Source organism: Pseudomonas neuropathica, from assembly GCF_015461835.1.
GTDB classification, from domain to species: domain Bacteria; phylum Pseudomonadota; class Gammaproteobacteria; order Pseudomonadales; family Pseudomonadaceae; genus Aquipseudomonas; species Aquipseudomonas neuropathica.
In genome coordinates this window covers 55,281-81,685 of sequence record NZ_JACOPX010000009.1, presented here as the reverse complement: position 1 = coordinate 81,685, position 26,405 = coordinate 55,281, and the positions used below count along the sequence as shown (strand labels likewise).

24 protein-coding genes are annotated in these 26,405 nt (G+C 59.3%); 18 read left to right on the top strand and 6 right to left on the bottom strand.

The genetic code is table 11. The features are described 5' to 3' along the window. The first annotated feature begins 201 nt into the window (after window positions 1–201). Window positions 202–1,320 carry a glutamate 5-kinase gene (gene proB / locus H8F23_RS14640; protein ID WP_194934839.1) on the top strand — a complete coding sequence of 373 codons (1,119 nt, stop codon included), beginning with the start codon at window positions 202–204 and terminating at the stop codon, window positions 1,318–1,320. A gap of 10 nt (window positions 1,321–1,330) precedes the next feature. Further along, window positions 1,331–1,798: a CreA family protein gene (locus H8F23_RS14635; protein ID WP_194934838.1), complete on the top strand. Its 468-nt coding sequence runs from the start codon at window positions 1,331–1,333 to the stop codon at window positions 1,796–1,798. 179 nt (window positions 1,799–1,977) lie between these two features. Here H8F23_RS14635 and rpsT read toward each other — a convergent pair whose 3' ends face one another. Beyond that, window positions 1,978–2,250, bottom strand: a complete 273-nt coding sequence (rpsT, locus tag H8F23_RS14630; RefSeq protein WP_003228351.1) for a 30S ribosomal protein S20 — start codon at window positions 2,248–2,250, stop codon at window positions 1,978–1,980. A 252-nt stretch (window positions 2,251–2,502) separates the two neighbouring features. Here rpsT and murJ point away from each other — a divergent pair, with 252 nt between their 5' ends. The 6 genes from murJ to ispH all read left to right on the top strand — a co-directional run bounded on the left by murJ (window position 2,503) and on the right by ispH (window position 9,999). Then, complete coding sequence (gene murJ, locus H8F23_RS14625; protein WP_194934837.1) at window positions 2,503–4,041, top strand: murein biosynthesis integral membrane protein MurJ; 1,539 nt, start codon at window positions 2,503–2,505, stop codon at window positions 4,039–4,041. A 129-nt stretch (window positions 4,042–4,170) separates the two neighbouring features. Further along, window positions 4,171–5,109, top strand: coding sequence for a bifunctional riboflavin kinase/FAD synthetase (ribF, locus tag H8F23_RS14620; RefSeq protein WP_174244482.1), 939 nt, complete (start codon window positions 4,171–4,173; stop codon window positions 5,107–5,109). Window positions 5,110–5,122: 13 nt separating this feature from the next. Beyond that, on the top strand, window positions 5,123–7,954 hold the full coding sequence (ileS, locus tag H8F23_RS14615) for an isoleucine--tRNA ligase (RefSeq protein ID WP_194934836.1): 2,832 nt from the start codon (window positions 5,123–5,125) through the stop codon (window positions 7,952–7,954). Then, window positions 7,947–8,459 (top strand): signal peptidase II, encoded by a 513-nt coding sequence (gene lspA / locus H8F23_RS14610; RefSeq protein ID WP_007909836.1) that lies wholly within the window; start codon window positions 7,947–7,949, stop codon window positions 8,457–8,459. Before ileS ends, lspA begins: the two co-directional genes overlap by 8 nt. 7 nt (window positions 8,460–8,466) lie before the next feature. After that, window positions 8,467–8,904 (top strand): FKBP-type peptidyl-prolyl cis-trans isomerase, encoded by a 438-nt coding sequence (fkpB, locus tag H8F23_RS14605; RefSeq protein ID WP_175555644.1) that lies wholly within the window; start codon window positions 8,467–8,469, stop codon window positions 8,902–8,904. A gap of 150 nt (window positions 8,905–9,054) precedes the next feature. Continuing rightward, window positions 9,055–9,999: a 4-hydroxy-3-methylbut-2-enyl diphosphate reductase gene (gene ispH, locus H8F23_RS14600; RefSeq protein WP_194934835.1), complete on the top strand. Its 945-nt coding sequence runs from the start codon at window positions 9,055–9,057 to the stop codon at window positions 9,997–9,999. Here the strand turns inward: ispH and H8F23_RS14595 are convergent. After that, window positions 9,971–10,525 carry a GspH/FimT family pseudopilin gene (locus tag H8F23_RS14595; protein ID WP_194934834.1) on the bottom strand — a complete coding sequence of 185 codons (555 nt, stop codon included), beginning with the start codon at window positions 10,523–10,525 and terminating at the stop codon, window positions 9,971–9,973. The genes ispH and H8F23_RS14595 overlap by 29 nt on opposite strands. A gap of 130 nt (window positions 10,526–10,655) precedes the next feature. Between H8F23_RS14595 and H8F23_RS14590 the strand changes: the two genes are divergently transcribed. Genes H8F23_RS14590 through thiO form a run of 7 tightly spaced genes read left to right on the top strand, consistent with a single transcriptional unit; the run spans window position 10,656 to window position 17,421 of the window. After that, window positions 10,656–11,129 (top strand): GspH/FimT family pseudopilin, encoded by a 474-nt coding sequence (locus H8F23_RS14590; protein ID WP_194934833.1) that lies wholly within the window; start codon window positions 10,656–10,658, stop codon window positions 11,127–11,129. Further along, entirely contained in the window at window positions 11,126–11,575 is a 450-nt protein-coding gene (gene pilV, locus H8F23_RS14585) for a type IV pilus modification protein PilV (RefSeq protein ID WP_194934832.1), read from the top strand. The genes H8F23_RS14590 and pilV overlap by 4 nt, the downstream gene beginning before the upstream one ends. Further along, entirely contained in the window at window positions 11,572–12,285 is a 714-nt protein-coding gene (locus H8F23_RS14580; protein WP_194934831.1) for a PilW family protein, read from the top strand. Before pilV ends, H8F23_RS14580 begins: the two co-directional genes overlap by 4 nt. Window positions 12,286–12,296: 11 nt before the next feature. Next, window positions 12,297–12,776, top strand: a complete 480-nt coding sequence (locus H8F23_RS14575) for a pilus assembly PilX family protein (RefSeq protein ID WP_194934830.1) — start codon at window positions 12,297–12,299, stop codon at window positions 12,774–12,776. Then, window positions 12,763–15,846 (top strand): pilus assembly protein, encoded by a 3,084-nt coding sequence (locus tag H8F23_RS14570; protein WP_194934829.1) that lies wholly within the window; start codon window positions 12,763–12,765, stop codon window positions 15,844–15,846. Before H8F23_RS14575 ends, H8F23_RS14570 begins: the two co-directional genes overlap by 14 nt. Window positions 15,847–15,861: 15 nt before the next feature. Then, a complete protein-coding gene (locus H8F23_RS14565; protein WP_194934828.1) occupies window positions 15,862–16,263 on the top strand; it encodes a type IV pilin protein in 402 nt (133 codons plus the stop codon). A 57-nt stretch (window positions 16,264–16,320) separates the two neighbouring features. Beyond that, window positions 16,321–17,421: a glycine oxidase ThiO gene (gene thiO, locus H8F23_RS14560; protein ID WP_194934827.1), complete on the top strand. Its 1,101-nt coding sequence runs from the start codon at window positions 16,321–16,323 to the stop codon at window positions 17,419–17,421. A 132-nt stretch (window positions 17,422–17,553) separates the two neighbouring features. Here the strand turns inward: thiO and H8F23_RS14555 are convergent, their stop codons facing one another. From H8F23_RS14555 to H8F23_RS14540, 4 genes are all read right to left on the bottom strand, one after another. After that, complete coding sequence (locus H8F23_RS14555; protein ID WP_194934826.1) at window positions 17,554–18,900, bottom strand: sigma-54-dependent transcriptional regulator; 1,347 nt, start codon at window positions 18,898–18,900, stop codon at window positions 17,554–17,556. Continuing rightward, window positions 18,897–20,486 (bottom strand): sensor histidine kinase, encoded by a 1,590-nt coding sequence (locus H8F23_RS14550; RefSeq protein ID WP_194934825.1) that lies wholly within the window; start codon window positions 20,484–20,486, stop codon window positions 18,897–18,899. Before H8F23_RS14550 ends, H8F23_RS14555 begins: the two co-directional genes overlap by 4 nt. Then, complete coding sequence (locus tag H8F23_RS14545) at window positions 20,476–20,718, bottom strand: PP0621 family protein (protein ID WP_093434843.1); 243 nt, start codon at window positions 20,716–20,718, stop codon at window positions 20,476–20,478. Before H8F23_RS14545 ends, H8F23_RS14550 begins: the two co-directional genes overlap by 11 nt. Before the next feature lie 125 nt (window positions 20,719–20,843). After that, window positions 20,844–21,860: an outer membrane protein assembly factor BamD gene (locus tag H8F23_RS14540; protein WP_093434846.1), complete on the bottom strand. Its 1,017-nt coding sequence runs from the start codon at window positions 21,858–21,860 to the stop codon at window positions 20,844–20,846. A 151-nt stretch (window positions 21,861–22,011) separates the two neighbouring features. On the opposite strand from H8F23_RS14540, the gene rluD reads away from it, so the two are divergent. The 3 genes from rluD (at window position 22,012) to clpB (ending at window position 26,388) form a co-directional block, all read left to right on the top strand. Further along, on the top strand, window positions 22,012–22,974 hold the full coding sequence (gene rluD, locus H8F23_RS14535; protein ID WP_034153865.1) for a 23S rRNA pseudouridine(1911/1915/1917) synthase RluD: 963 nt from the start codon (window positions 22,012–22,014) through the stop codon (window positions 22,972–22,974). Further along, window positions 22,971–23,693: a peptidoglycan editing factor PgeF gene (gene pgeF, locus H8F23_RS14530; protein WP_194934824.1), complete on the top strand. Its 723-nt coding sequence runs from the start codon at window positions 22,971–22,973 to the stop codon at window positions 23,691–23,693. The genes rluD and pgeF overlap by 4 nt, the downstream gene beginning before the upstream one ends. 130 nt (window positions 23,694–23,823) lie before the next feature. Continuing rightward, window positions 23,824–26,388, top strand: coding sequence for an ATP-dependent chaperone ClpB (clpB, locus tag H8F23_RS14525; protein WP_194934823.1), 2,565 nt, complete (start codon window positions 23,824–23,826; stop codon window positions 26,386–26,388). Window positions 26,389–26,405: the final 17 nt, after the last annotated feature.

Below are 26,405 nucleotides of genomic sequence, written 5' to 3'. Positions count from 1 at the left end.
CGCAGGCTGCGATCTTTTGATCTCCAGAAGATCGCTGGTGTGTGCTGAGTCTTCATCTCGGGGCGGTGTTATCATCGCTGCAAGCCGTTTTTCTAAGGCGCCGCTCAATCGAGCGGCGTTTTAGTATCTGGAAATCGCAAGTCACAAATAACGTCATGGGCGGCGCTGGGTCGCGTAGCCCTCAAGCTAAGGTTGAAGATGATGCGGAGCAAGGTGACAGGTGCGCAGCGTTGGGTCGTGAAGATCGGCAGCGCTTTGCTGACAGCTGATGGCAAAGGGCTGGATCGCGCGGCAATGAGTGTCTGGGTGGAGCAGATGGTGGCCTTGCATGAGGCTGGCGTCGAGTTGGTGCTGGTGTCCTCCGGGGCGGTAGCGGCCGGCATGAGCCGTTTGGGCTGGACCGCACGACCCAGTGCGATGCACGAGCTCCAGGCAGCCGCTGCGATTGGTCAGATGGGTCTGGTGCAGGCGTGGGAGTCGAGCTTTGCCGAACATGGCCGGCACACTGCACAGATTCTCCTGACGCATGACGACCTGTCCGATCGCAAGCGTTACCTGAACGCCCGCAGCACCCTGCGCGCATTGGTCGAGCTGAAAGTCATCCCGGTCATCAACGAAAACGACACCGTGGTTACCGATGAGATCCGCTTTGGCGACAACGACACCCTGGCGGCGCTGGTGGCTAACCTGGTCGAGGCGGATCTGCTGGTGATCCTGACCGACCGCGATGGCATGTTTGACGCCGATCCGCGCAACAATCCCGAGGCCCGGCTGATTTACGAAGCGCGCGCCGATGATCCGAGTCTCGATGCGGTAGCGGGTGGTACGGGCGGTGCGCTGGGGCGTGGCGGTATGCAGACCAAGTTGCGTGCTGCGCGACTGGCTGCACGTTCCGGTGCGCACACTATTATCGTTGGCGGGCGTCTTGAGCGCGTGCTTGATCGCCTGAAAGCGGGTGAGCGCATCGGCACGTTGCTGTCGCCTGAGCGCGGCATGCTCGCGGCGCGCAAGCAATGGCTGGCCGGGCATTTGCAGACTCGCGGGACCTTGGTGTTGGACGAGGGGGCGGTGTCGGCGTTGTCCAAGGGCAATAAAAGTTTGCTGCCGGTAGGTGTGAAGTTGGTGCAGGGCAGTTTCCGTCGCGGCGAGATGGTCGTCTGTGTGGCGCCCGATGGTCGTGAGATTGCTCGTGGCCTGGCCAACTACAGTGCGCTGGAAGCACAAAAAATCATCGGTCAGTCGTCGGATGCGATTGTCGGTTTGCTTGGTTACATGGCGGAGCCCGAACTGGTTCACCGTGACAACCTGATTCTGGTCTAAGGAAAATTCGATGCGTTTAGCGAAAGGATTGTTGGGCTTGCTGATGGCGATGCCGTTGCTGGCCTCGGCCGAGGAAATCGGTCGGGTGTCGACGGTGTTCAAGTTTGTCGGTCCGAACGATCGCATTGTGGTCGAGGCTTTCGATGATCCGAAAGTTGAGGGGGTGACCTGCTACCTGTCGCGCGCCAAGACGGGCGGTGTGAAGGGTGGTCTGGGTCTGGCTGAAGATCGCGCAGAAGCGTCGATCGCTTGCCGTCAGGTCGGCCCGATCAAGTTCAAGGGTGATCTGAAGGATGGCGATGAGGTGTTCAAGGAGCGTACTTCGCTGGTATTCAAGACCATGCAGGTGGTGCGATTCCTGGACAAGAAGCGCAATACGCTGGTGTATCTGGTCTACAGCGATCGCTTGATCGAAGGCAGTCCGCAGAATGCCGTGACCGCGATCCCGATCCTGCCGTGGGTGCCCGTCCAGCAATAACACCGCAAAACCAATGTAGGAGCGAGCCTGCTCGCGATAGCTGTGTTAGTCAGCAAATGTACATCTGACTAACCGTCATCGCGAGCAGGCTCACTCCTACATTTTTTTGCGCTGGGTTTACTAAATCGCAGGCAATAAAAAACCGACCCTAAGGTCGGTTTTTTAATGACTACGTCGGATTAAGCAGCTTCTTTCAGTGCTTTGACGTGGCCATTCAGGCGGCTCTTATGGCGAGCAGCCTTGTTCTTGTGGATGATGCCTTTATCGGCCATACGGTCGATAACTGGCACAGCCAGAACGTATGCAGCTTGAGCTTTTTCAGCGTCTTTTGCGTCGATGGCTTTAACTACATTCTTGATGTAGGTGCGAACCATGGAACGCAGGCTGGCGTTGTGGCTGCGACGCTTCTCAGCCTGTTTTGCACGTTTTTTGGCGGAAGGTGAGTTGGCCACCGTCGAGCTCCTCGAAAGACTTTTTAGGAAATAGCAAACAAAATAGGCCGCGAATCATGCCGATGAGTTGAAGTCTTGTCAAGGGCACTTGAAACGTTCCGCTAAGTGGTAGGTATAAAGAGGCGGGATATTTATTTCCGGCGCTTGACCTGTAAACTCGCGAGCTTTGGCTCTGTGCTGCTGCGGCGCGGAGTATCGCACAAGTAGGCGCTTTGTTCGCCTGCTGTTTATCGACAGGCACAAATTCCCTCAATGAATCTGCTCAAATCGTTGGCCGCCGTCAGCTCTATCACGATGCTTTCCCGGATTCTGGGCTTTGTTCGTGACACGCTGATTGCCCGTACATTCGGCGCCGGGATGGCGACGGATGCCTTCTTTATTGCCTTCAAATTGCCCAATCTGTTGCGACGGATCTTCGCCGAGGGGGCTTTCTCGCAGGCATTCGTGCCGATTCTGGCCGAATACAAAAGCCAGCAGGGCGAAGAAGCGACGCGTACGTTCATTGCTTACGTATCGGGCTTGCTGACGTTGGTGCTGGCGGTCGTCACTGTGCTGGGCATGATCGCCGCGCCGTGGGTGATCTGGGCCACGGCTCCGGGTTTTACCGACACACCGGAAAAATTCCAGCTCACTTCTGATCTGTTGCGGGTGACCTTCCCTTATATATTGCTGATCTCCCTGTCCTCGCTGGCGGGCGCGATTCTCAATACCTGGAACCGTTTCTCGGTGCCGGCGTTCGTGCCGACCCTGCTCAACGTCAGCATGATCGTGTTTTCGCTGTTCCTGACGCCGTACTTCGATCCGCCGGTGATGGCGCTCGGTTGGGCGGTATTGGTCGGCGGCCTGGCGCAACTGCTCTATCAGCTCCCGCACCTGAAAAAGATCGGCATGCTGGTGCTGCCGCGCCTGAATCTGCGTGATACCGGTGTCTGGCGGGTGATGAAGCAGATGTTGCCGGCGATTCTCGGCGTCTCGGTCAGCCAGATTTCGCTGATCATCAACACGATCTTCGCCTCATTTCTGGTCGCGGGTTCGGTGTCGTGGATGTATTACGCCGACCGCTTGATGGAATTGCCATCCGGTGTGCTTGGCGTGGCATTGGGGACAATTTTGCTGCCGACGCTGGCAAAAACCTACGCGAGCAAGGATCGCCACGAATATTCGCGGATTCTCGATTGGGGTCTGCGCCTGTGTTTCGTGTTGGTGCTGCCTTGCTCACTGGCGCTGGGGATTCTCGCTGAGCCGCTGACCGTTTCGCTGTTCCAGTACGGTCAGTTCAGTGGTTTTGACGCTGAAATGACTCAGCGTGCGCTGATTGCTTATTCTGTCGGTCTGCTCGGGATTATCGTGATCAAAGTGTTGGCGCCGGGCTTTTATGCGCAACAGAACATCCGTACTCCGGTAAAAATCGCAATCTTCACGCTGGTCGTCACTCAGTTGTTCAACCTGGTGCTGATTGGTCCTCTGGCTCACGCCGGTCTGGCCTTGGCGATCAGCGCCGGTGCCTGCCTGAATGCCGGGTTGCTGTTCTATCAACTGCGCAAGCAGCAGATGTATCAGCCGCAACCGGGTTGGGCCAAGTTCGCCTTCAAGCTTGTGGTCGCGGTGGCGGTGATGTCGGCGGTGTTGCTGGTTGGCATGCATTTCATGCCGGCGTGGGATCAGGGGCACATGCTTGAACGCTTCCTGCGTCTGGGCGCATTGGTTGCGGCGGGCGTGGTCGCCTATTTCGGTATGTTGCTGCTGCTTGGTTTCCGTCTGCGCGACTTCAATCGCAAGGCCTTGAGCTGAGGTTTTACCCTTTATAAACAGGCGCGGGCCGGCAGTTTTGTCGGCTCGTTCACTTTGCGTTACGGTGTTGCCTGTCGTCGACCGTCGGGTGTGGTTATAATCGACCACTTTATGAGCAAGAAGCGCGTTATGCAGCTGGTTCGAGGCCTCCACAACTTGCGCCCCCAGCATCGGGGCTGCGTCGCCACTATTGGCAACTTTGACGGTGTTCACCGTGGTCACCAGGCTATCCTGGCCCGACTGCGTGAGCGTGCGCTCGAGTTGGGCGTACCCAGCTGCGTGGTGATTTTCGAGCCGCAGCCACGGGAATTCTTTGCCCCCGAAACCGCGCCGGCGCGTCTGGCCCGCTTGCGCGACAAGCTGCAATTGCTGGCTGCCGAAGGCGTCGACCGGGTGTTGTGCCTGGCCTTCAACCAGCGTCTGAGCAAGCTCAGCGCCAGCGAGTTCGTCGACACCATCCTCGTTGATGGTCTCGGCGTTCAGCATCTGGAGGTCGGTGACGACTTCCGCTTCGGTTGCGACCGCCTCGGCGATTTCGACTTCCTGCTGCAGGCCGGGCAGATGCACGGTTTTACCGTCGAAGCCGCGCAAACCGTCGAACTGGACGGCATTCGCGTCAGCAGTACGCAGGTGCGTAATGCATTGGCCGCCGCCGATTTTGCCCTGGCCGAACGTTTGCTCGGTCGCCCGTACCGCATTGCCGGTCGCGTGCTGCACGGCCAGAAACTGGCCCGGCAACTGGGTACGCCCACTGCCAACATTCAACTCAAACGTCGTCGCGTGCCGTTCACAGGTGTGTATCTGGTGAATGTCGATATCGACGGCAAGACCTGGCCCGGTGTCGCCAATATCGGCGTACGGCCCACGGTACAAGGTGATGGCAAGGCCCACCTTGAAGTCCATCTTCTAGATTTTGCCGGCGATCTGTATGACCGGCGTTTGACGGTGGTTTTCCACCAAAAGCTGCGTGAAGAGCAGCGCTTCGCCTCCCTGGAGGCATTGAAAACGGCGATCAATGCGGATGTCGCCACCGCCCGTGCACTAGCCGCACCTAGCGCCCATCGCTAATGAAGAGCCTTAAATGACCGACTATAAAGCCACGCTAAACCTTCCGGACACCGCCTTCCCAATGAAGGCCGGCCTGCCACAGCGCGAACCGCAGATCCTGCAGCGCTGGGACAGTATTGGCCTGTACGGAAAGTTGCGCGAGATTGGCAAGGATCGTCCGAAGTTCGTTCTGCATGACGGTCCTCCGTATGCCAACGGCACGATCCACATCGGTCACGCACTGAACAAGATTCTCAAGGACATGATCATCCGCTCGAAGACCCTGTCGGGCTTCGACGCGCCGTATGTTCCGGGTTGGGACTGCCACGGCCTGCCGATCGAGCACAAGGTTGAAGTGACTCACGGCAAGAATCTGGGCGCGGACAAGACCCGCGAGCTGTGCCGTGCCTACGCCACCGAGCAGATCGAAGGGCAGAAGTCCGAATTCATCCGTCTCGGCGTGCTGGGCGATTGGGCCAACCCGTACAAGACCATGGATTTCAAGAACGAGGCCGGTGAAATCCGCGCCCTCGCTGAAATCGTCAAGGGCGGTTTCGTGTTCAAGGGCCTCAAGCCGGTGAACTGGTGCTTCGACTGCGGTTCGGCCCTGGCTGAAGCGGAAGTCGAGTACGAGACCAAAAAGTCCTCGACCATCGACGTCGCCTTCCCGATCGCTGACGAAGCCAAACTGGCTGCCGCGTTCGGTCTGCCGTCGCTGGGCAAACCTGCCTCGATCGTGATCTGGACCACCACCCCGTGGACCATCCCGGCCAACCAGGCGCTGAACGTTCACCCGGAATTCAACTACGCGTTGGTCGACATCGGCGACAAGCTGCTGGTGCTGGCTGAAGAGCTGGTCGAAGCCTGCCTGGCACGCTATGGCGTCGAAGGCTCGGTCATCGCGACCACCACCGGTAAACAGCTGGAACTGATCAACTTCCGTCACCCGTTCTATGACCGTCTGTCGCCGGTGTACCTGGCTGACTACGTCGAACTGGGCGCTGGTACCGGCGTGGTTCACTCCGCCCCGGCCTACGGCGTGGACGACTTCGTGACTTGCAAGAAATATGGCATGGTCAACGACGACATCCTCAACCCGGTGCAGAGCAACGGCGTGTACGCGCCGTCGCTGGAATTCTTCGGCGGCCAGTTCATCTGGAAGGCCAACCCGGCCATCGTCGACAAGCTGACCGAAGTCGGTGCGCTGATGCACACCACCGTCATCGAACACAGCTACATGCATTGCTGGCGCCACAAGACTCCGCTGATCTACCGCGCCACCGCGCAGTGGTTCATCGGCATGGACAAAGAGCCAACCAGCGGCGACACCCTGCGTGTGCGCTCGCTCAAAGCCATCGAAGACACCAAATTCGTTCCGGCCTGGGGCCAGGCGCGTCTGCACTCGATGATCGCCAACCGTCCGGACTGGTGCATCTCGCGTCAGCGCAACTGGGGCGTGCCGATCCCGTTCTTCCTCAACAAGGAAAGCGGCGAGCTGCACCCACGCACCGTCGAATTGATGGAAGAAGTCGCCAAGCGTGTTGAAGTCGAAGGCATCGAAGCCTGGTTCAAGATGGACGCTGCCGAGTTGCTCGGCGACGAAGCGCCGCTGTACGACAAGATCAGCGACACCCTCGACGTCTGGTTCGATTCGGGCACCACGCACTGGCACGTCCTGCGCGGCTCGCACCCGATGGGCCACGAGAGCGGCCCGCGTGCCGATCTGTACCTGGAAGGTTCCGACCAACACCGTGGCTGGTTCCACTCGTCGTTGCTGACCGGTTGCGCCATCGACAACCACGCGCCGTACCGCGAACTGCTGACCCACGGTTTTACCGTTGACGAGTCTGGTCGCAAGATGTCGAAGTCGCTGAAAAACGTGATCGAGCCGAAAAAGATCAACGACACATTGGGCGCTGACATCATGCGTCTATGGGTCGCTTCGACAGATTATTCGGGCGAGATCGCGGTATCGGATCAGATCCTGACACGCAGTGCGGACGCCTATCGTCGTATCCGTAACACCGCGCGTTTCCTGCTTTCGAACCTGAGCGGTTTCAACCCCGCCACCGATATCCTGCCGGCTGAAGAAATGCTCGCGCTGGATCGTTGGGCGGTCGACCGCACCTTGCTGCTGCAACGCGAGCTGCAAGAGCACTACGGCGAATACCGTTTCTGGAACGTCTACTCCAAGATCCACAACTTCTGCGTGCAGGAGCTGGGCGGTTTCTACCTCGACATCATCAAGGACCGTCAGTACACCACTGGCGCCAACAGCAAGGCTCGCCGTTCGGCGCAAACCGCGCTGTTCCACATCTCCGAAGCGCTGGTGCGCTGGATCGCGCCGATCCTCGCCTTCACCGCCGACGAACTGTGGGAATACCTGCCGGGCGAGCGTAATGAATCGGTCATGCTCAACACCTGGTACGAAGGTCTGACCGAACTGCCGGCCGACGTTGAACTGGGCCGCGACTACTGGGAACGCGTGATGGCGGTCAAAGTAGCGGTCAACAAAGAAATGGAAATCCAGCGTGCAGCGAAAGCTGTCGGTGGCAACCTGCAAGCCGAAGTGACGCTCTACGCCGAAGACGCCCTGAGCGCCGACCTGGCCAAGCTGAGCAACGAACTGCGCTTTGTATTGATCACCTCGACGGCCAGCGTTGCACCGTTTGTACAGGCTCCGGCCGACGCGGTAGTGACTGAAGTCAGCGGCCTGAAGCTGAAGATCGTCAAATCGGCCTTCCCGAAGTGCGCCCGTTGCTGGCACTGCCGTGAAGACGTCGGTGTGAACCCGGAGCATCCGGAAATCTGCGGTCGTTGTGTCGACAACATCAGCGGCGCTGGCGAGGTTCGTCACTATGCCTAATGCCGTTGGCCGTTTTGGACGGTTGAGCTGGCTGTGGTTGAGTTTGCTGGTTCTGGTCATCGACCAGGCCAGCAAGTTCTACTTCGAAGGCAAGCTCGAAATGTTCCAGCAGATCGTGATCATTCCTGATTACTTCAGCTGGACCCTGGCTTACAACACCGGCGCGGCGTTCAGCTTCCTGGCTGACAGCTCCGGCTGGCAGCGCTGGTTGTTCGCCCTGATCGCGATTGTGGTCAGTGCGGTGCTGGTGGTCTGGCTCAAGCGCCTGGGCCGCAACGAAACCTGGCTGGCCGTCGCTTTGGCGCTGGTGCTGGGTGGCGCGCTGGGCAATCTGTATGACCGCATTGCCTTGGGCCATGTGATCGATTTCATTCTGGTGCACTGGCAGAACCGCTGGTACTTCCCGGCGTTCAACTTCGCCGACAGCGCCATCACTGTTGGTGCGGTGATGCTGGCACTGGATATGTTCAAAAGTAAAAAGACCGGAGAAGCCGTTCATGACTGAACAGGTATTGGCTGAACAACGCATCGGCCAGAACACGGAAGTCACCTTGCACTTTGCATTGCGCCTGGAGAACGGCGACACCGTCGACAGTACGTTCGACAAAGCCCCGGCGACCTTCAAGGTCGGCGACGGCAACCTGCTGCCGGGTTTCGAAGCGGCGCTGTTCGGCTTCAAGGCCGGCGACAAGCGCACGCTGACCGTCGAGCCGGAAAACGCTTTCGGCCAGCCGAACCCGCAGAACGTACAGATCATTCCGCGTTCGCAGTTCGTCGATATGGAGTTGTCACCGGGTTTGCTGGTGATCTTCAATGATGCGGCCAATACTGAGCTGCCGGGTGTGGTGAAAGAGTTCGACGACACGCAAGTGACCATCGACTTCAACCACCCGCTGTCGGGCAAGACGCTGACCTTTGACGTCGAGATCATCAACGTCAAAGCGATCTAACTGACTCTATGAAGTCAAATGTGGGAGCGAGCTTGCTCGCGAATACGGTGTGTCAGCCAACAGTAATGTTGCAGGTGATGGCCTCTTCGCGAGCAAGCTCGCTCCCACAGTGTTTTTAACTGTTTTCGCGCGCAAGACACGAGGCACAGCATGCAAATCAAACTCGCCAACCCCCGTGGCTTCTGCGCTGGCGTGGACCGGGCGATCGAAATCGTCAACCGCGCCCTGGAAGTCTTCGGGCCGCCGATCTACGTGCGTCACGAAGTAGTGCACAACAAGTTCGTCGTTGAAGACCTGCGCAGCCGCGGGGCGATCTTCGTCGAAGAGCTGGATCAGGTGCCGGACGACGTCATCGTGATCTTCAGTGCCCACGGTGTTTCCCAAGCCGTGCGTACCGAAGCCGCCGGCCGTGGCCTGAAAGTGTTCGACGCAACTTGCCCATTGGTGACCAAGGTGCACATCGAAGTGGCGAAATACAGCCGCGACGGTCGCGAGTGCATCCTGATCGGCCACGCCGGTCACCCGGAAGTCGAAGGCACCATGGGTCAGTACGACGGCAGCAATGGCGGCGCGATTTACCTCGTCGAAGACGAGAATGACGTCGCCGAGCTGCAGGTGCAGAACCCGGATAAACTGGCTTTCGTAACCCAGACCACGCTGTCGATGGACGATACCAGTCGCGTCATCGACGCCTTGCGCTCGCGTTTCCCGGCCATCGGTGGCCCGCGCAAGGATGACATCTGCTACGCCACGCAAAACCGTCAGGACGCGGTCAAGCAACTGGCCGACGAGTGCGACGTGGTGCTGGTAGTTGGCAGCCCGAACAGCTCCAACTCCAACCGTCTGCGTGAACTCGCCGAGCGCATGGCCACGCCGGCCTACTTGATTGACGGCGCGGAAGACCTGCAAAAGAGCTGGTTCGATGGCGTTGAGCGTATCGGCATCACCGCTGGTGCCTCCGCGCCGGAAGTACTGGTGCGCGGCGTGATTCAGCAACTGCAGGCCTGGGGTGCGACCGGTGCCGATGAATTGGCCGGTCGCGAAGAGAACATCACGTTCTCGATGCCTAAAGAGCTGCGCGTGCGTTCGATCTGACGCTTTTGTTCTTTTGACACAGCGCCTGCTCAGCTTTTTCGCTGGCCAGGCGCACGCGACCGGTCGCCGCCAGCACCACCTGGAGCTGGCTGATCGGCTCGTTTACCGAGCAGATATGTAGTTTTCCTGCCTGAAACATTCGTCCGGGCATCAGCGGCTTACCCAGGCTGCCAAACCTTATATAACGACTCACCCACCAGTTACCGGCAATTGGAATTCGCTGATCGCTCGCGCGTTCGACCAGCAGTGGATTGCTGCTGTCCTCCGGCCCCTTGCCGCTGATATCCAGAATGATTCGCCAGCCCCGGCTCCAATCGCCGTCGATGCCATGGATGACCACGCTTTGATTGTGCGTGATCGCTAACGTTCGAGCATTGCGAATACCGTCGAGCAGCGATTGCGCAGCCTGATGGCGATGGTTCGACTCGGTGAGCGCGGCAAACGCCGGACTGACCAGCAGCAGAACAATTGCGCCAATCGCCAGTCCCATAAGCAGTTCGATCAGGCTGAAACCCTGTTGCGGCATGAAAACTCCCTCCATGGAGTGTGAAGAACGGCGCGCTCCATGCGCCGGGCAGGGCAAATCAACCGACGCGGGCCGGTTGAATGTTCTAGCGTGTAGAAGCAGGTATAGCCGACGGCAACGGAGGGCATCGATGGATCTTCGTACAAAAGGTTTCACGCTGATCGAGTTGTTGGTCGCGATCGCGATCTTCGTGATCCTGATTACCCTGGCAGTGCCGGCGTTTACCCGTTCGATACAGGGCAGCAAGGCCGACACCGAAATGGGCGACCTGCAACGGGCGATCAATTTCGCCAGGCTCGAAGCCATCGACCGTGGTACGACGCTGCGCTTGCGTCCAACCGCTGGTGGCAGCGTCTGGACCGGTGAACTGGCGGTCTACGACAGTACTGGCAATCCGGCCAATGTGTTGCGGGTTGTTCCCGCGATGAGCAGTGGCGCGACTCTGACGCTACCCTCAGGAGTGACCGCACTGGATTTCAACAACCTTGGCGGTCTGGCGGCACCGTCGACGGCGGTGGCCATAAGTTACACGCTGGGAACGCAAAGCAGGACGCTGAACGTGTGTTTGAACGGACGAATTCAATTGGGTGGAACTTGCGGATGAGGGCAGGGAGTCAACACGTACAGCAGGGGATGACGCTGATCGAAGTGCTGGTCGCGTTGCTGATACTGACGGTCGGGTTGCTGGGCGCGGCGGCCGTGCAACTGAATGCGCTGAAGTACACCGACAGCTCACGGATGACCAGTCAGGCCAGTTTCATCGCCTACGACATGATGGACCGCATCCGCGCCAACTCCGGCGCTGACTACACTGTCACACCGCCGACCTCGGGCAATCTGAGCGTTGCCCGCGATCAGGACCTCTACGACTTCTCCACCAATATCAGCAATTTCGGCGGGCCGACCGCGACCGGTAGCATCACCCTCAATCAGCGCGTTTACACCATCACGATCAACTGGAGCGATGCGCGGGCAGCCAACACCGCCAGCGCCCAGCGCAGTTTTGTCCTGAGCAGTCGCGCCGCAGTCGATCCGGTGGCCACACCATGAGGCGCCATCAACGTGGTTTCGGCCTGATCGAAATGCTCATCGCCCTGGCACTGGGGCTGATTGTGGTGCTGGGCGTGGTGCAGATTTTCATCGCGGCGAAAAATACTTATGTCAGCCAGAACAGCGCCGCCGCGATGCAGGAAGACGCGCGGTTCGTATTGAGCAAGATGATTCAGGAAATTCGCATGGTCGGGATGTTCGGCTGTCTTGGCACCATTACTGATTCGAGCTCCGCGGGCGACTTCAACGCTGCACAGGTCACGCCGATCAACTGGGACAATGCCAACCTGAAACTGACGCTGGTCACTGCCGATATCGGCAGCGGCGGGGGCACGCCAACCTGGACCGTGGTCTCCGATTGCCGCAACAATGCGACGGCCTATACCGGCTTGCGCTCCCCGGCGAGCGGGCAGATCGCGTTCCCGATCCGGCGTCTGATCTACAGCTTCAGCAACAATCAGATTCTCATGGGCACCGGCAGCGGAACGCCGACTCAGCAGGTGTTGGTGAACAATGTCAGTGCGTTCAACGTCACCTTCGGTCTGGCCAGTTCCGCGACGGATGTGGCGGCCTCGACGTATAGCGCCAACCCCAGCGACCCGGCGCGTATCCGCAGTGTGCGCCTGAGCCTGACTCTCGCTGACCCGAGCAATCGGGTGGCCAATCAAACCTTCAATGTGGTTGCCGCTTTGCGCAACCGCTTGCAGTGAGGGGCGCGCTGATGAGGATCTCTCTGCACACCCGTCAGGCGCAGCGCGGCATGGCGCTACTGGTCAGTCTGGTGTTTCTGTTGTTGCTGACGCTGATCGGCCTGTCGTCGATGCAGAGTGCCAACCTGCAGGAAAAAATGGCCGGCAGCGTGAGTTTGCGTAATCAGTCGTTTCAGACCGCCGAGGCGGCGTTGCGGGTGGGGGAGAGTGCGGTGCAACTCGACAGCTACACCCTCGCGGTTTGCAGCGGTACCACGCAATGCGCACCGCCTGCGGAGTCATCGGTGGTCAGTGCGGCGGGGCTCAACTCGACCTCCGGGGTGACCTGGATCGCCGCCGGCAATGGTTTCTATGGTGTGCAGAATATCGGCACCACGCTCACGGCGGTGAACGTGCCGAGCAATACCTCGGCGACGTTGTATCGGGTTACAGCGGTCGGCATCGCCGGTACTTCGCGCAGTGTGGTGGAGAGTGTTTATGCGAAGTATTGAGCGCTGCATATCACTATTGATCGGCATGCTGCTGAGCTTTTATCTGGCCGCGCCGGCGTATGCGTTCACGCCTTCCGATTCGCCGCTGTTGAGTGCGGCGGCGGTGCCACCCAACGTCATGCTGCTGATCGACGATTCGGGGAGTATGAACAGCATCATTTATGCGGCTGGGTTCGATCCGACGGTTGATCGCACACCGGCGCGGCAATGTAATGCCTTGCTCGGTTTATGCCTGAGTTCGACGACGATCACCGGCGACACGATCTTTCTGTCGAGCCTGCCGACATCCGGTTGCTCGGGCGGCGCCTATGCGTTCTACAACAACAGCCTGGCGCCGTTGTGCCTGAAGCTTCCGGATCCGGTCGGCAGCGGCAATACGCGTTACTCAGGGGATTACATTTCCTACGTATTCGGCCTGGCCATCAACAACGGCATCCGCGATTTCACCACCGGGGCGATTCCCAACGACTACCGCATCAACGTTGCGCGCAACGTCTCCACAGCTTTGGTCAGTAGCAACCGCACCTTGCGTATTGGTCTGTCGACGTTCAATCCGGCCACCAGCAACAACTCCGGCAATGGCGGTTTCATTGCCCGTGCAATCAGCGATTTGTCGCCGGTATCCGGCAGCGTGACTCAGGCCCAGGCCGACACCAATTACAACGCACTGATCTCTTCCATCAACGGCTTGAGCGCCGTGGCCAACACGCCGTTGGCGGAAACCTATTACGAAATCACCCGCTACATGCGCGGCATGGCGCCTTACTACAACAGCACGCCGAGCACCTACACCAGCCCGATTCAGTACCGCTGCCAGAAGAACTATGGTGTGGTGATCACCGACGGCTTGCCGACTTTCGACCGGACTTTCCCCACCAATGACCCACTGGGCGGCAGTCGTTTGCCGAACTGGGATGGCGTCAACAATGACGGCAACAACCTCAATGGCGATAACGAAGGGGATACGCTGTATCTGGATGACATCGCCAAGTTTGCCTTTGACATCGATATGCGTTCGACCGGTACTGACGCGGCGGGCAAGAGCTGGAACGCGGTGGATTTTCCCAAGCAGAACATGAATACCTACACCGTGGGCTTCACCGCCGATAACGACATGCTGTCGGACGCGGCCAGTTACGGACAGGGCAGGTATTACCAGGCGACTGACAGCACCGGCCTCAACGCCGCGTTGTCGTCGGCGTTGAGCGATATCACCTCCAAGGCCGGTTCCGGCGGCGCAGCTGTTGCCAGCGTTGGCACACTCACCAGTGGCAGCAGTTTTTACCAAACCACTTATGATCCCAAGGATTGGCGAGGCACCATCAAGTCTTTCGGTTTTACCTCGGCCGGGGTGGTGAATACTTCGACCGCACTCTGGACGACTGACACAACCATCGTGCCGGGGGCGACCGCGCCAACGTATCAATCGTGGAACACCACCAGCAGCGCCGCCGTGACGCTGGCTTACGGCAACTTTTCCCCTGCGCAGCAGACGACGCTCAGCCAGAGTCTGCCCACGGGTATTACCGGCAATGACCTGGTGGAGTGGAGCAAAGGCACCAACAAAGCCGGGCTCAAGGTTCGCAGCGTTTTGCTCGGTGACATCATCAACTCGCCGTTGGTGCTGGCGGCCCCCACGGACAAGACCGCTGCTGACTTGTCCGGCGATACCACTTACACCTCATACCTGACCACCAAAGCTGCCAACATGAACTCCAGCCTGGTGGTGAATGCCAACGACGGTTTCGTCAACGTCATCAACTCGGCCAACGGCACCCGACGCTATGCCTACATGCCATCCAGTGTGTTGCCGTCGCTACGGTTGATTGCTGATCCGACCTATATCAACGGTGTCAGCCACAAGTTTCTCGTCGACGGTCAGGTCGGGGTGTTCGACGCGCAGTCCGGCACGGCCTGGAAAACCCTGGCCATTGGTGGCGCCGGTGCCGGGGGTAAAACGTTCTACGGGCTGCAGCTGTTTGATGCCTCTGCGGGCAATGTGATCAAAGCGTTGTGGGAAGTCAGCGCGCCGACCACGGCCAACACCGCCAATGTATTTAATGATCTGGGTTACGCTTATGCCCGCCCAGAAGTGGCACGCTTGGCCGATGGTCGTTGGGCGGCATTCATTTCGAATGGTTACGGTAGCAACTCCGGTGTGGCCGCGATGTATGTGCTGGATGTGCGCGATGGTTCGCTGATCAAGAAAATCGTCATCGACAGCACGGAAACCGCTAACGGTTTGTCCTCGGTAAAACTCAAGGTCAACTCTTCAAATGTCGTCCAGGCCGCTTATGGGGGTGATTTGAAAGGGCGCCTGTGGAAATTTGATCTGAGCGCGACATCGACGGACAGCTGGGGCGTGGCGTTTTCCGGTAAACCGCTGTTCACCACGGCGGGCGGGGCGACACAGCCGATTACCGCGCAGCCGCTGCTGGCGGATAACGCATTGGGCGGCAAACAGATTTTTGTCGGCACGGGCAAGTTCAACGAAACGGCCGACAAGACCAATAAGGATTTGCAGGCGTTCTACTCCGTGTGGGATGCCGATGGCGGCTCAGGGAACATCACTGTCAGCAGTTTGCAGGCGCAGGCGATTACCGGATCATTTTCTGGCAGCTCCGGGCAGTTTCTGACCACGACGCAAAATGACACGACATATCCGGGGGAGAAGGGCTGGTACCTGCCATTGGTGTACAACAACGTGTTGACCGGCGAACGGGTGATCAATCAAGCGAATATCGTGCTTGGACGTATTGTCTTCACCACGGCCATTGTCGATACCACCGATCCTTGTGCGAGTTTTGGTACGGGCAAGTTGGTCGAACTCGAGGCGTTCAGCGGTAAGATGCTCAACTATGCGGTGATTGATACTGGTGGCGATAGGTTGGTTGACAGTAATGACTCAATCTCCAGCGGCGTGAGTTTCGCTGATGGTATTCCGAACCTGACGTTTATAACCCCGCGTGGTGAGGAAAAGGGAGTGCATGACACCAGTGGAAAGCTCACGATAATCAAGGAAAAGGGCGGCGGTGGCAGCCGTCGTATCATGTGGCGACAAATACAGTAAGCGAGAGTTTGAGGCATGCGTAGATCCAACCGAGGTTTCACCCTGATCGAAATCATGATCGTGATTGCGATCATCGGTATCGTCATCACCATCGCCGCACCGAGCTATACCGAGTACCTGAAAAAGGGCCGCCGCGCCGAAGTGGTGTCACTGCTTTCGGAGCAGGCGCAGAGCCTCGAACGTTTCTACACCAAGAACAATGTCTATACCGGCATCACCGGACTCAGCACGGGCAATGATTTCTACACCATCACCCCGACCATCGCTGACCAGACCTTCCTGCTGACCGCCACCCGTAAAACGGGCACGGCCATGGCCACCGACAAGTGCGGGGACTTTACCCTGACCAACACCGGCGTCAGAAGCATGAACAACGCGACTACCGGGCTGACCACCAAGGATTGCTGGGGCCGCTGAGGCGCTTTCTTTCGGGTGCCTTTTGCGCCCACTGTCTTTTTTACGGTTGGAACAAACATGACCAGGCAACAGCAAGTGGTGATTGTCGGTGGCGGGGTGATTGGCCTGTTGACCGCCTACAATCTCGCCTCCGAAGTACGCAGCGTGGTGCTGCTCGATCGTTCCAACCTCGGCCAGGAGTCGTCCTGGGCGGGCGGCGGTATCGTTTCGCCGTTGTATCCATGGCGCTATAGCCCGGCGGTTACCGCGCTGGCGCATTGGTCGCAGGATTTTTATCCACAACTCGGCGAGCGTTTGTTTGCCGATACCGGGGTTGATCCTGAGGTACACACCACGGGCCTGTACTGGCTGGATCTGGACGACGAAGCCGAAGCGCTGGCCTGGGCCGAGCGGGAAAACCGCCCGTTGCGGGCTGTGGATATCTCGGCGGCGCATGATGCGGTGCCGGTCCTCGGTGGCGGTTTCTCGCGGGCGATCTACATGGCCGATGTCGCCAACGTGCGCAATCCGCGTCTGGTGAAGTCGCTGAAGGCGGCCTTACAGGCACTGCCGAACGTGACGATTCACGAACAGTGCGAGGTCAGCGGGTTCGTCCGTGAGGGCGCGCAGGTCGTCGGCGTCGACACCTCCAACGGCGTGATCAAAGGTGATCAGGTCGTGCTGACGGCCGGTGCGTGGAGCGGTGATTTGCTCAAGACGCTGGACCTGACGCTGCCGGTTGAACCGGTCAAGGGCCAGATGATTCTCTACAAGTGCGCGGCGGATTTTCTGCCGAGTATGGTCTTGGCCAAGGGCCGTTATGCGATTCCGCGTCGTGACGGGCATATCCTGATCGGCAGCACGCTGGAGCACGAAGGGTTCGACAAGACGCCGACCGATGTGGCCCTGGAAAGCCTGAAGGCTTCAGCGGTTGAGTTGTTGCCGGCGCTGGCGGATGCCGAAGTGGTCGGGCACTGGGCGGGGTTGCGTCCGGGTTCGCCGGAGGGCATTCCGTACATTGGCCGGGTGCCGGGGGTCGACGGGTTGTGGTTGAACTGCGGGCATTACCGCAATGGGCTGGTGCTGGCGCCGGCGTCGTGCCAGTTGTTTGCCGATGTGATGCTGGGAAGGGCGCCGATTATTGATCCGGCGCCGTATGCGCCCGAGGGCCGCATCTAGTCTGATATTTCTTCAGCGTTCGGATGGCCGTCATCGCGAGCAGGCTCACTCCTACAATGGATCTCCGGTTAACTCACATTTTGTGAACACCCTAGATCCCTGTAGGAGTGAGCCTGCTCGCGATGGGGCCCCTCAGTCCAGGCCTAATTTTTTCAGCCTGTAACGCATAGACCTGAACGAAAGACTCAACCGCTGCGCCGCCGCCGTGCGATTCCAGCGCGTTTCTTCCAGCGCCTGCAAGATCAGCTTCCTCTCGACGTTCTCCAGATAATCTTCCAGATTGTCGATCTGCGTCAGATCGGCAATCCCGCCGTCCGCCGCGCAGTTGCCTTCGCTCAGACGTAAATCTTCAGCCTCGATCGTGCGGTTTTCACACAAGGTGTGTGCCCGCTCAAGCACGTTTTCCAACTCCCGCACGTTCCCCGGAAACCGGTAATTCTTCAGCGCTTCCAATGCCTGAGGATGTAAACGCGCTGCCGGTTGGCCGGTGTCCTTGGCCAAACGCTTGAGCATGTGCGCCGCCAACACTTCGATGTCATCGCGCCGCTCTCGCAAGGGCGGCACGCGCAGTTCGATCACGTTCAAGCGGTAATAAAGGTCCTGACGAAAGCGTTCGGCCGCGATCTCTGCATCGAGATCCTTGTGCGTGGCGCAGAGAATCCGCACATCGACCACGCTTTCCTGCTGGCCGCCGACACTGCGCACGGCTTTTTCCTGAATCGCGCGCAGTAACTTCACCTGCATCGACAACGGCAAGTCCGCCACTTCATCGAGAAACAACGTGCCGCCATGGGCTGCCTGAAACAACCCGGGCTTGTCCTCGACCGCGCCGGTGAAACTGCCTTTACGATGGCCGAAAAACTCGCTTTCCATCAGTTCCGTCGGGATCGCTCCGCAGTTCACCGGTACGAACGGCTGGCTGGCGCGCGGCCCCTGTCCATGAATCAGGCGCGCAACCAGTTCCTTGCCACTGCCCGATTCGCCACTGATGTACACCGGCGCCTGACTGCGAGCGAGTTTGTCGATTTGCTTGCGCAGAATGCGCATCGGTGGCGAATCACCAAGCAAGCGCCGATCGATGGAGGTAAAGCTGCCTCCCGCCGCCGGCATACGCAGGGCGGTACCGACCAGTTCGCGCAAACGAGTGAGGTCCACCGGTTTGGTGAGGAAGTCGAAAGCACCTGCTTTCAAAGCGTTGATGGCCGTTTCCAGGCTGCCATAGGCGGTGATCATCGCCACCGGCAGTTGTGAATAGCGTTGCTGGATGTGCTGCACCAACTCTAGCCCGGTACCATCGGGCAGGCGCATGTCGGTCAGGCACAGATCGAATTTCTCGCGGTTCAGCAGCGCTTGGGCTTCAGCCAGATTACGCGCGCTGTAGGTGTCGAGTTTCATCCGTCCCAAGGTGATTTCCAGGAGTTCGCGGATATCCGGTTCATCGTCGACGATGAGGATTTTTTGCCGTGGGCTCGTGTTCAACTTTGTTTCCGTCCGTGAGCAAAGGTGATGCGAAAGCAACCGCCGCCTTGGCGTGACTGAAAGTCTAGGCGCGCTTGGTTGCTTTCGCACAGCTCACGGGACAGATAAAGCCCAAGGCCGGTGCCCTGGCTGCTGGTGGTGAAGAAGGGTTCGAACAGATGTGTCTGTTCATCGGCAGGCACGCCGGGGCCGTTGTCCTGCACTTCGAGGACCGCCAGCTGGCTGTCGGGATCACTGAACAACGACAGCCAGACTTCGGCCTGATCATGCAGCAGGGCGCTGTGGCGCCAGCCGTTGCGTAACAGATTGTCGAGAATTTGCGTGAGCTGGTTCGGGTCCATCAGCGTGGTGAAATCTCCCGAATTGATCCGCAGGTGAATCTGCTGGCGTTCGCTGGCCTGTTCACGACTCTCGACAACGAAGTTTTCCAGCCATGGCTTGAGATCCAGGCGTTGCGGCGCGCTTTGCTGGCGGCGGGACAGTTGCAGGACGTTTTCGATGACTCGGTTCATGCGCTGGGAGTGGTCTTGAATGATCTGCGTCAGACGCCGATCCGCGCTATCGAGTTCCTCGGACTCAGCCAATAGCTGCGCGGCATGACTGATGGCGCCCAACGGATTGCGGATCTCGTGAGCGATGCCGGCGGTCAGGCGCCCGAGTGCGGCGAGCTTAAGTTGCTGGGCTTGCTGGGCGATTTGCGCGAGGTCTTCGAGAAATACCAGGGTCTGCTGGTTGGGACTCTGTTCGAGGGCGATGAAGCTCGGTTGCAGCTCCAGGCCGTTGCCGGGGATTTTCAGGCTCTGCGGGCGCAAGGTCGGGTTGTTCATCCACAGTTGCAGGCGATCGACCAGCGTCGTGGAATAGTCATCGATCAAATGCCCCTGAAGGTGCGACTGCGCAAGCAGGGTTTGCGCGCTGTGGTTGGCCAGTTGCACCCGCCGCGCCTCGTCGAGCACCAGAATGCCGGTGCGCATGCGTTGCAGGATCAGCGCGTTGAGGGCTTCGAGGCTGACCACTTCACTGGCACGTTGCTCGGCAAGGGTTTCGCTGACTTCGAGGCGGCGGATCAGTCCCTGCACCAGCAACGACGCGGCAAAGCACAGCGCACCGAGGGTGCCGGCCTGCAAGTATTCATTGGCGCTAAGGGCATGGTTGAAGCCGAGCAGGAAACTCGAGCCGACGATGCCCAGCGCACCGATGGCGGCGATCAACAGCCCGATGCGCCGCCGTAGCAGGGTGTTGCTGATCGCCACGGAGACAATCAGCAAATTGCCCAGCGCACTGCCGACGCCGCCCGCAGCAAAGAACAAACCGCATAAAAGCAGGACATCGACGAGGGCCAGACTGAACAGCTGCGCTGGCCGTCGGGTGTTTTCAAGGAACACCACCAACAGAATGTTGAGGATCAGATACAGCCAACTGCCACCGCGCAACAATTCGTCGTTGGCCGACGTCAGCAGGCGGTTATCCATGTTGCTGGAGATCAGCAGCACCAGCGTGATGCCGATGCTCAAGCGGTAGAGATGATAAAGGCGCAGCAGGCGCTGCGCCTGTTTGCTGTCGGCGTGGGTGGCCTCAGCGATCACGGGTACCCGGGCCTTGCTCAAGGTGAGCCTGGCTGCAATACCACTGTTGTTGCACGCTCAGCGCGCGGTCGCGCGGCAGATGCACGCCGCAATGGGCGCAACGCACCATTGGTGGGGCGTCCTGTTCGCGAGGGGCACGGTTGGATTGATTGGACGCGGCAGGCGCCTTGAATTTACGCCACAACCATATCGCGGCAAAAATCACGACGATCCAGAACAATAAACGAAGCATGATGAGCGGCTTTCCGACTGATGATCCGGCAGTTTAGCCAAGCTCCCGACAAGCGCACAGCGGATTAAAGCGCAGAAATGAAAAAGGGAGATCCGCAGATCTCCCTTTTTGTACATCCGGTGTGATCAGTCGAACACGCCGAAAGTCATGTAGCTGAACCACGAGCGGTCGGTGTTGCTCGACTCAGGCTCTGGCTCTTCGATCACGTCGCCGTTTTCGTCTTTAGGCTTGAGCTCGTTCGGAATCGCGTCTTTCGCGTCCTGGAACTGCTTCTGCACGTCCTGGTTGGCGCGGGTTTCTCCCGGCGGCAGCGGTGGACGCGACTCGATCAGACCCAAAGTCGCCTTGCTCAGGAACGAACGGTTGTCGGCTTCGGCAACCCGAGGCACGAACTGGCCGTCTTGCAGACTCGGGTGATTCGGGTAGTTGAGCTTCAGGGTTTCCAGACTGGTGGCTGCCAGGTCGTCCAGATGCAGACGCTGGTAGGCTTCAGTCATCACCGCCAGGCCGTCGCCGACCGATGGGGTTTCCTGGAAGTTTTCCACTACATAGCGACCACGGTTGGCAGCGGCTACGTAAGCCTGACGGGTCAGGTAATAGTCGGCCACGTGGATTTCGTAGGCGGCCAGCAGGTTGCGCAGATAAATCATGCGCTGCTTGGCGTCCGGCGCGTAGCGGCTGTTCGGGTAGCGGCTGGTCAGCTGGGCGAACTCGTTGTACGAGTCACGCGCGGCGCCTGGGTCACGCTTGGTCATGTCCAGCGGCAGGAAGCGCGCCAGCAGACCGACGTCCTGGTCGAACGAGGTCAGACCTTTCAAGTAGTACGCGTAATCCACGTTCGGATGCTGCGGGTGCAAACGAATGAAACGCTCGGCAGCGGATTTTGCTGCTTCCGGCTCGGCGTTCTTATAGTTGGCGTAGATCAGCTCCAGCTGTGCCTGATCGGCGTAGCGACCGAACGGATAACGCGACTCCAGAGCCTTCAGCTTGGCTGTGGCGCTGGTGTAGCTGTTGTTGTCCAGGTCAGTCTGAGCCTGCTGATACAGCTCGGCTTCGCTGAGGTTTTCGTCTACGACTTCCTTCGATGAGCAAGCAGCGGTCAATGCGAGGATGGCGATCAGCAGCAGGTGTTTCACTTGCATGGCGGCTTGCGTCCCTATGACGGCCGCTGTCTTGGGCGGGGCCGTCCTGTTATGATGAGCGCCCCGTTGAAAAGCCTCGGGGCAAAAGACGCCGTATTTAACCACAAGCGCGCAGCCGAAACCAAAAGCTGTGCCGACGCACAGTCAGAGCATGTCCGATAAAATTGAACTTCGCGCAGAGGTGCCGTCCGAATTGGGCGGCCAACGCCTCGATCAAGTCGCTGCCCAACTCTTCGCTGAGCACTCTCGCTCGCGCCTTTCCGCCTGGATCAAAGAAGGTCGCCTGACTGTGGACGGGGCGGTCATCCGCCCTCGCGACATCGTGCACGGCGGTGCCATCCTTGAGCTGACTGCCGAGCAGGAAGCCCAGGGCGAGTGGATCGCCCAGGACATCGAACTCGACATCGTCTATGAAGACGACGACATCCTGGTGATCAACAAGCCTGCGGGCCTGGTGGTACACCCGGCTGCCGGTCACGCCGATGGCACGCTGCTCAACGCCTTGCTGCACCACGTGCCGGACATCATCAATGTCCCGCGCGCCGGTATCGTGCATCGTCTGGACAAGGACACCACCGGTCTGATGGTGGTGGCCAAGACCATTCAGGCGCAGACCAAGCTTGTTACTCAATTGCAGAGTCGCAGCGTCAGCCGCATCTATGAGTGCATCGTGATTGGTGTGGTGACGGCCGGTGGCAAGATCAACGCCCCGATCGGTCGCCACGGCCAACAGCGCCAGCGCATGGCTGTGATGGAAGGTGGCAAGCCTGCCGTCAGCCACTATCGCGTGCTGGAGCGCTTCCGCTCGCACACCCACGTACGGGTGAAGCTGGAAACCGGTCGTACTCACCAGATTCGCGTACACATGTCGCACATCAACTTCCCGTTGGTCGGCGATCCGGCGTATGGCGGCCGTTTCCGCATTCCGCCAGCCGCGAACCCGACGATGGTTGAATCCCTCAAGCATTTCCCGCGTCAGGCCCTGCACGCGCGCTTCCTTGAGCTGGATCATCCGACGACCGGTGAGCGCATGAGCTGGGAATCGCCGCTGCCGGAAGATTTCGTCTGGCTGCTGACCTTGCTCAAGCAGGATCGCGAGGCCTTCATCGGATGAACTGGCTGACGCCGGACTGGCCCGCGCCGGTCAGCGTCAGAGCCTGCGTCACCACCCGCGAGGGCGGTGTCAGCGAGGCGCCGTTTGACAGCCTCAATCTGGGCGATCATGTTGATGATCGTCCTGAGGCCGTTGCCGAGAACCGTCGACGCCTGACCGATCACTTCTCTATAAAGCCTGCCTGGTTGCAGCAAGTGCACGGAATTGCCGTGGCGCATGCGGATCCGGGCATTGTTGCGACCGCAGACGCCAGCTGGACAGCAACGCCGGGTATCGCCTGCGCGGCGATGACGGCGGACTGTCTGCCGGCATTGTTCTGCGATCGTGCCGGCACCCGTGTCGCGGCGGCTCATGCCGGTTGGCGGGGGTTGGCGGCGGGTGTGCTGGAAGCTACCCTCGACAGTCTCGATGTTCCGGCCGCAGAAGTACTGGTCTGGCTCGGCCCTGCCATCGGCCCGCAAGCCTTTGAAGTCGGCCCGGAAGTTCGGGAAGTCTTCGTCAAGCAATTGCCGGAAGCGGCATCAGCCTTCGTGCCAAGCCACAATGCTGGCAAGTTCATGGCTGACATCTATTTGCTGGCGCGTCTGCGTCTGGCTGAGCGGGGTGTCACCGCTGTTTATGGTGGCGGTTTCTGCACCGTGACCGATCCGCGCTTCTTTTCTTATCGCCGTGCGCCTCGCACCGGTCGTTTCGCCTCTATAGTCTGGCTCACCCGCTAGAATCTCTGATCTGCATCAACTCTTTGACGCTTGAATCTCCCAGAATCGACCGCATCTACAGTGGTATCTGGCAGGTTTCTTTATTCAGGATGGTTTTTTAGGTCCGGCCTGCTCAAAAGGAAGGTGACTTATGCGAATAGACCGTTTAACCAGCAAATTACAGTTGGCCTTGTCCGACGCCCAGTCGTTGGCTGTCGGCCACGATCATCCGGCGATTGAGCCAGCGCACTTGATGCAAGCCATGCTTGAACAGCAGGGTGGTTCGATCAAACCTCTGCTGATGCAGGTGGGCTTCGACGTCAACAGCTTGCGTAAAGAGCTGACCAAAGAGCTCGACCAATTACCGAAAATCCAGAACCCGACCGGCGATGTGAATATGTCGCAGGATCTGGCGCGCCTGCTCAATCAGGCTGACCGTCTGGCCCAGCAGAAGGGCGACCAGTTCATTTCCAGCGAACTGGTGTTGCTCGCCGCGATGGACGAGAACAGCAAGCTCGGCAAGTTGCTGCTCGGCCAGGGCGTGAGCAAGAAAGCCCTGGAAAACGCGATCAACAATCTGCGTGGTGGCGAAGCGGTTAACGACGCCAACCACGAGGAGTCGCGGCAGGCGCTGGATAAGTACACCGTCGACCTGACCAAGCGCGCCGAAGACGGCAAGCTCGATCCGGTGATCGGTCGTGACGACGAAATTCGCCGCACCATTCAGGTTCTGCAACGCCGCACCAAGAACAACCCGGTGCTGATCGGTGAGCCAGGCGTGGGTAAAACCGCCATCGCCGAAGGCCTGGCCCAGCGCATCATCAACGGCGAAGTGCCGGACGGCCTCAAGGGCAAGCGTCTGCTCTCGCTGGACATGGGCGCGCTGATTGCCGGCGCCAAGTATCGCGGCGAGTTCGAGGAGCGCCTGAAATCGTTGCTCAACGAGCTGTCGAAGCAGGAAGGGCAGATCATTCTGTTCATCGACGAACTGCATACCATGGTCGGCGCCGGTAAAGGCGAAGGCTCGATGGATGCCGGCAACATGCTCAAGCCTGCGCTGGCTCGCGGTGAGTTGCACTGCGTTGGCGCGACCACGCTCAACGAGTACCGCCAATATATAGAGAAGGACGCGGCGCTTGAGCGACGCTTCCAGAAAGTCCTGGTGGATGAGCCGAGCGAGGAAGACACCATCGCCATCCTGCGTGGCCTTAAAGAGCGTTACGAGGTTCACCACAAGGTGGCAATCACCGACGGCGCGATCATCGCCGCGGCCAAGCTCAGCCATCGCTACATCACTGACCGGCAGTTGCCGGACAAGGCCATCGATCTGATCGACGAGGCCGCTAGCCGCATCCGCATGGAAATCGACTCCAAACCGGAAGTGCTCGATCGTCTGGAGCGTCGCCTGATTCAGTTGAAGGTGGAATCTCAGGCGCTGAAGAAGGAAAGCGACGAAGCGGCGATGAAACGTCTGGAGAAACTCCAGGAAGAAATCGTCCGCCACGAGCGTGAGTACTCGGATCTGGAAGAAATCTGGAACTCGGAAAAAGCCGAGGTGCAGGGTTCTGCACAGATTCAGCAGAAGATCGAACAGTCGCGTCAGGAGCTGGAGGCCGCGCGCCGTAAAGGCGACCTCAATCGCATGGCCGAATTGCAGTACGGGGTGATCCCGGATCTGGAACGCAGCCTGCAAATGGTCGACCAGCACGGCAAGAGCGAGAACCAGTTGCTGCGCAGCAAGGTGACTGAAGAAGAAATCGCTGAAGTTGTGTCGAAGTGGACCGGCATCCCGGTGTCGAAAATGCTCGAGGGCGAGCGCGACAAGCTGATGAAGATGGAAAGCCTGTTGCACAAACGGGTGATCGGTCAGGAAGAGGCCGTGGTCGCTGTGGCCAACGCGGTACGCCGTTCGCGCGCCGGGTTGTCCGACCCGAATCGTCCGAGCGGCTCGTTCATGTTCCTCGGCCCGACTGGTGTTGGTAAAACCGAGCTGTGCAAGGCGCTGGCCGAGTTCCTCTTTGATACGGAAGAGGCGATGGTGCGAATCGACATGTCCGAGTTCATGGAGAAACATTCCGTGGCTCGCCTGATCGGTGCGCCACCGGGATACGTCGGCTACGAAGAGGGTGGTTACCTGACTGAGGCGGTGCGTCGCAAGCCTTATTCGGTGATTCTGCTGGACGAAGTCGAGAAGGCGCACCCGGATGTGTTCAACATCTTGCTGCAAGTGCTCGAGGATGGTCGCCTGACCGACAGCCATGGCCGCACGGTGGACTTCCGCAATACCGTGATCGTCATGACCTCGAACCTGGGGTCGGTACAGATCCAGGAACTGGTCGGTGATCGCGAAGCGCAGCGTGCTGCCGTAATGGATGCACTGACGTCGCACTTCCGTCCGGAGTTCATCAACCGGGTCGATGAAGTGGTGATCTTCGAGCCTTTGGCGCGGGATCAGATCGCGGGTATTACCGAGATTCAGTTGGGCCGTCTGCGCAGCCGTCTGGCCGAGCGCGAGCTGAAGCTGGAACTCAGCCCGGAAGCGATGGACAAGCTTATCGCCGTTGGCTACGACCCGGTGTATGGCGCACGTCCTTTGAAACGGGCAATTCAGCGCTGGATCGAAAACCCGCTGGCGCAGTTGATCCTCTCGGGTCACTTCATGCCGGGCGACACGGCAACCGGCACTGTCGAGAACGACGAAATCGTTTTCAACTGAGCCTGAGCGCCAATGAA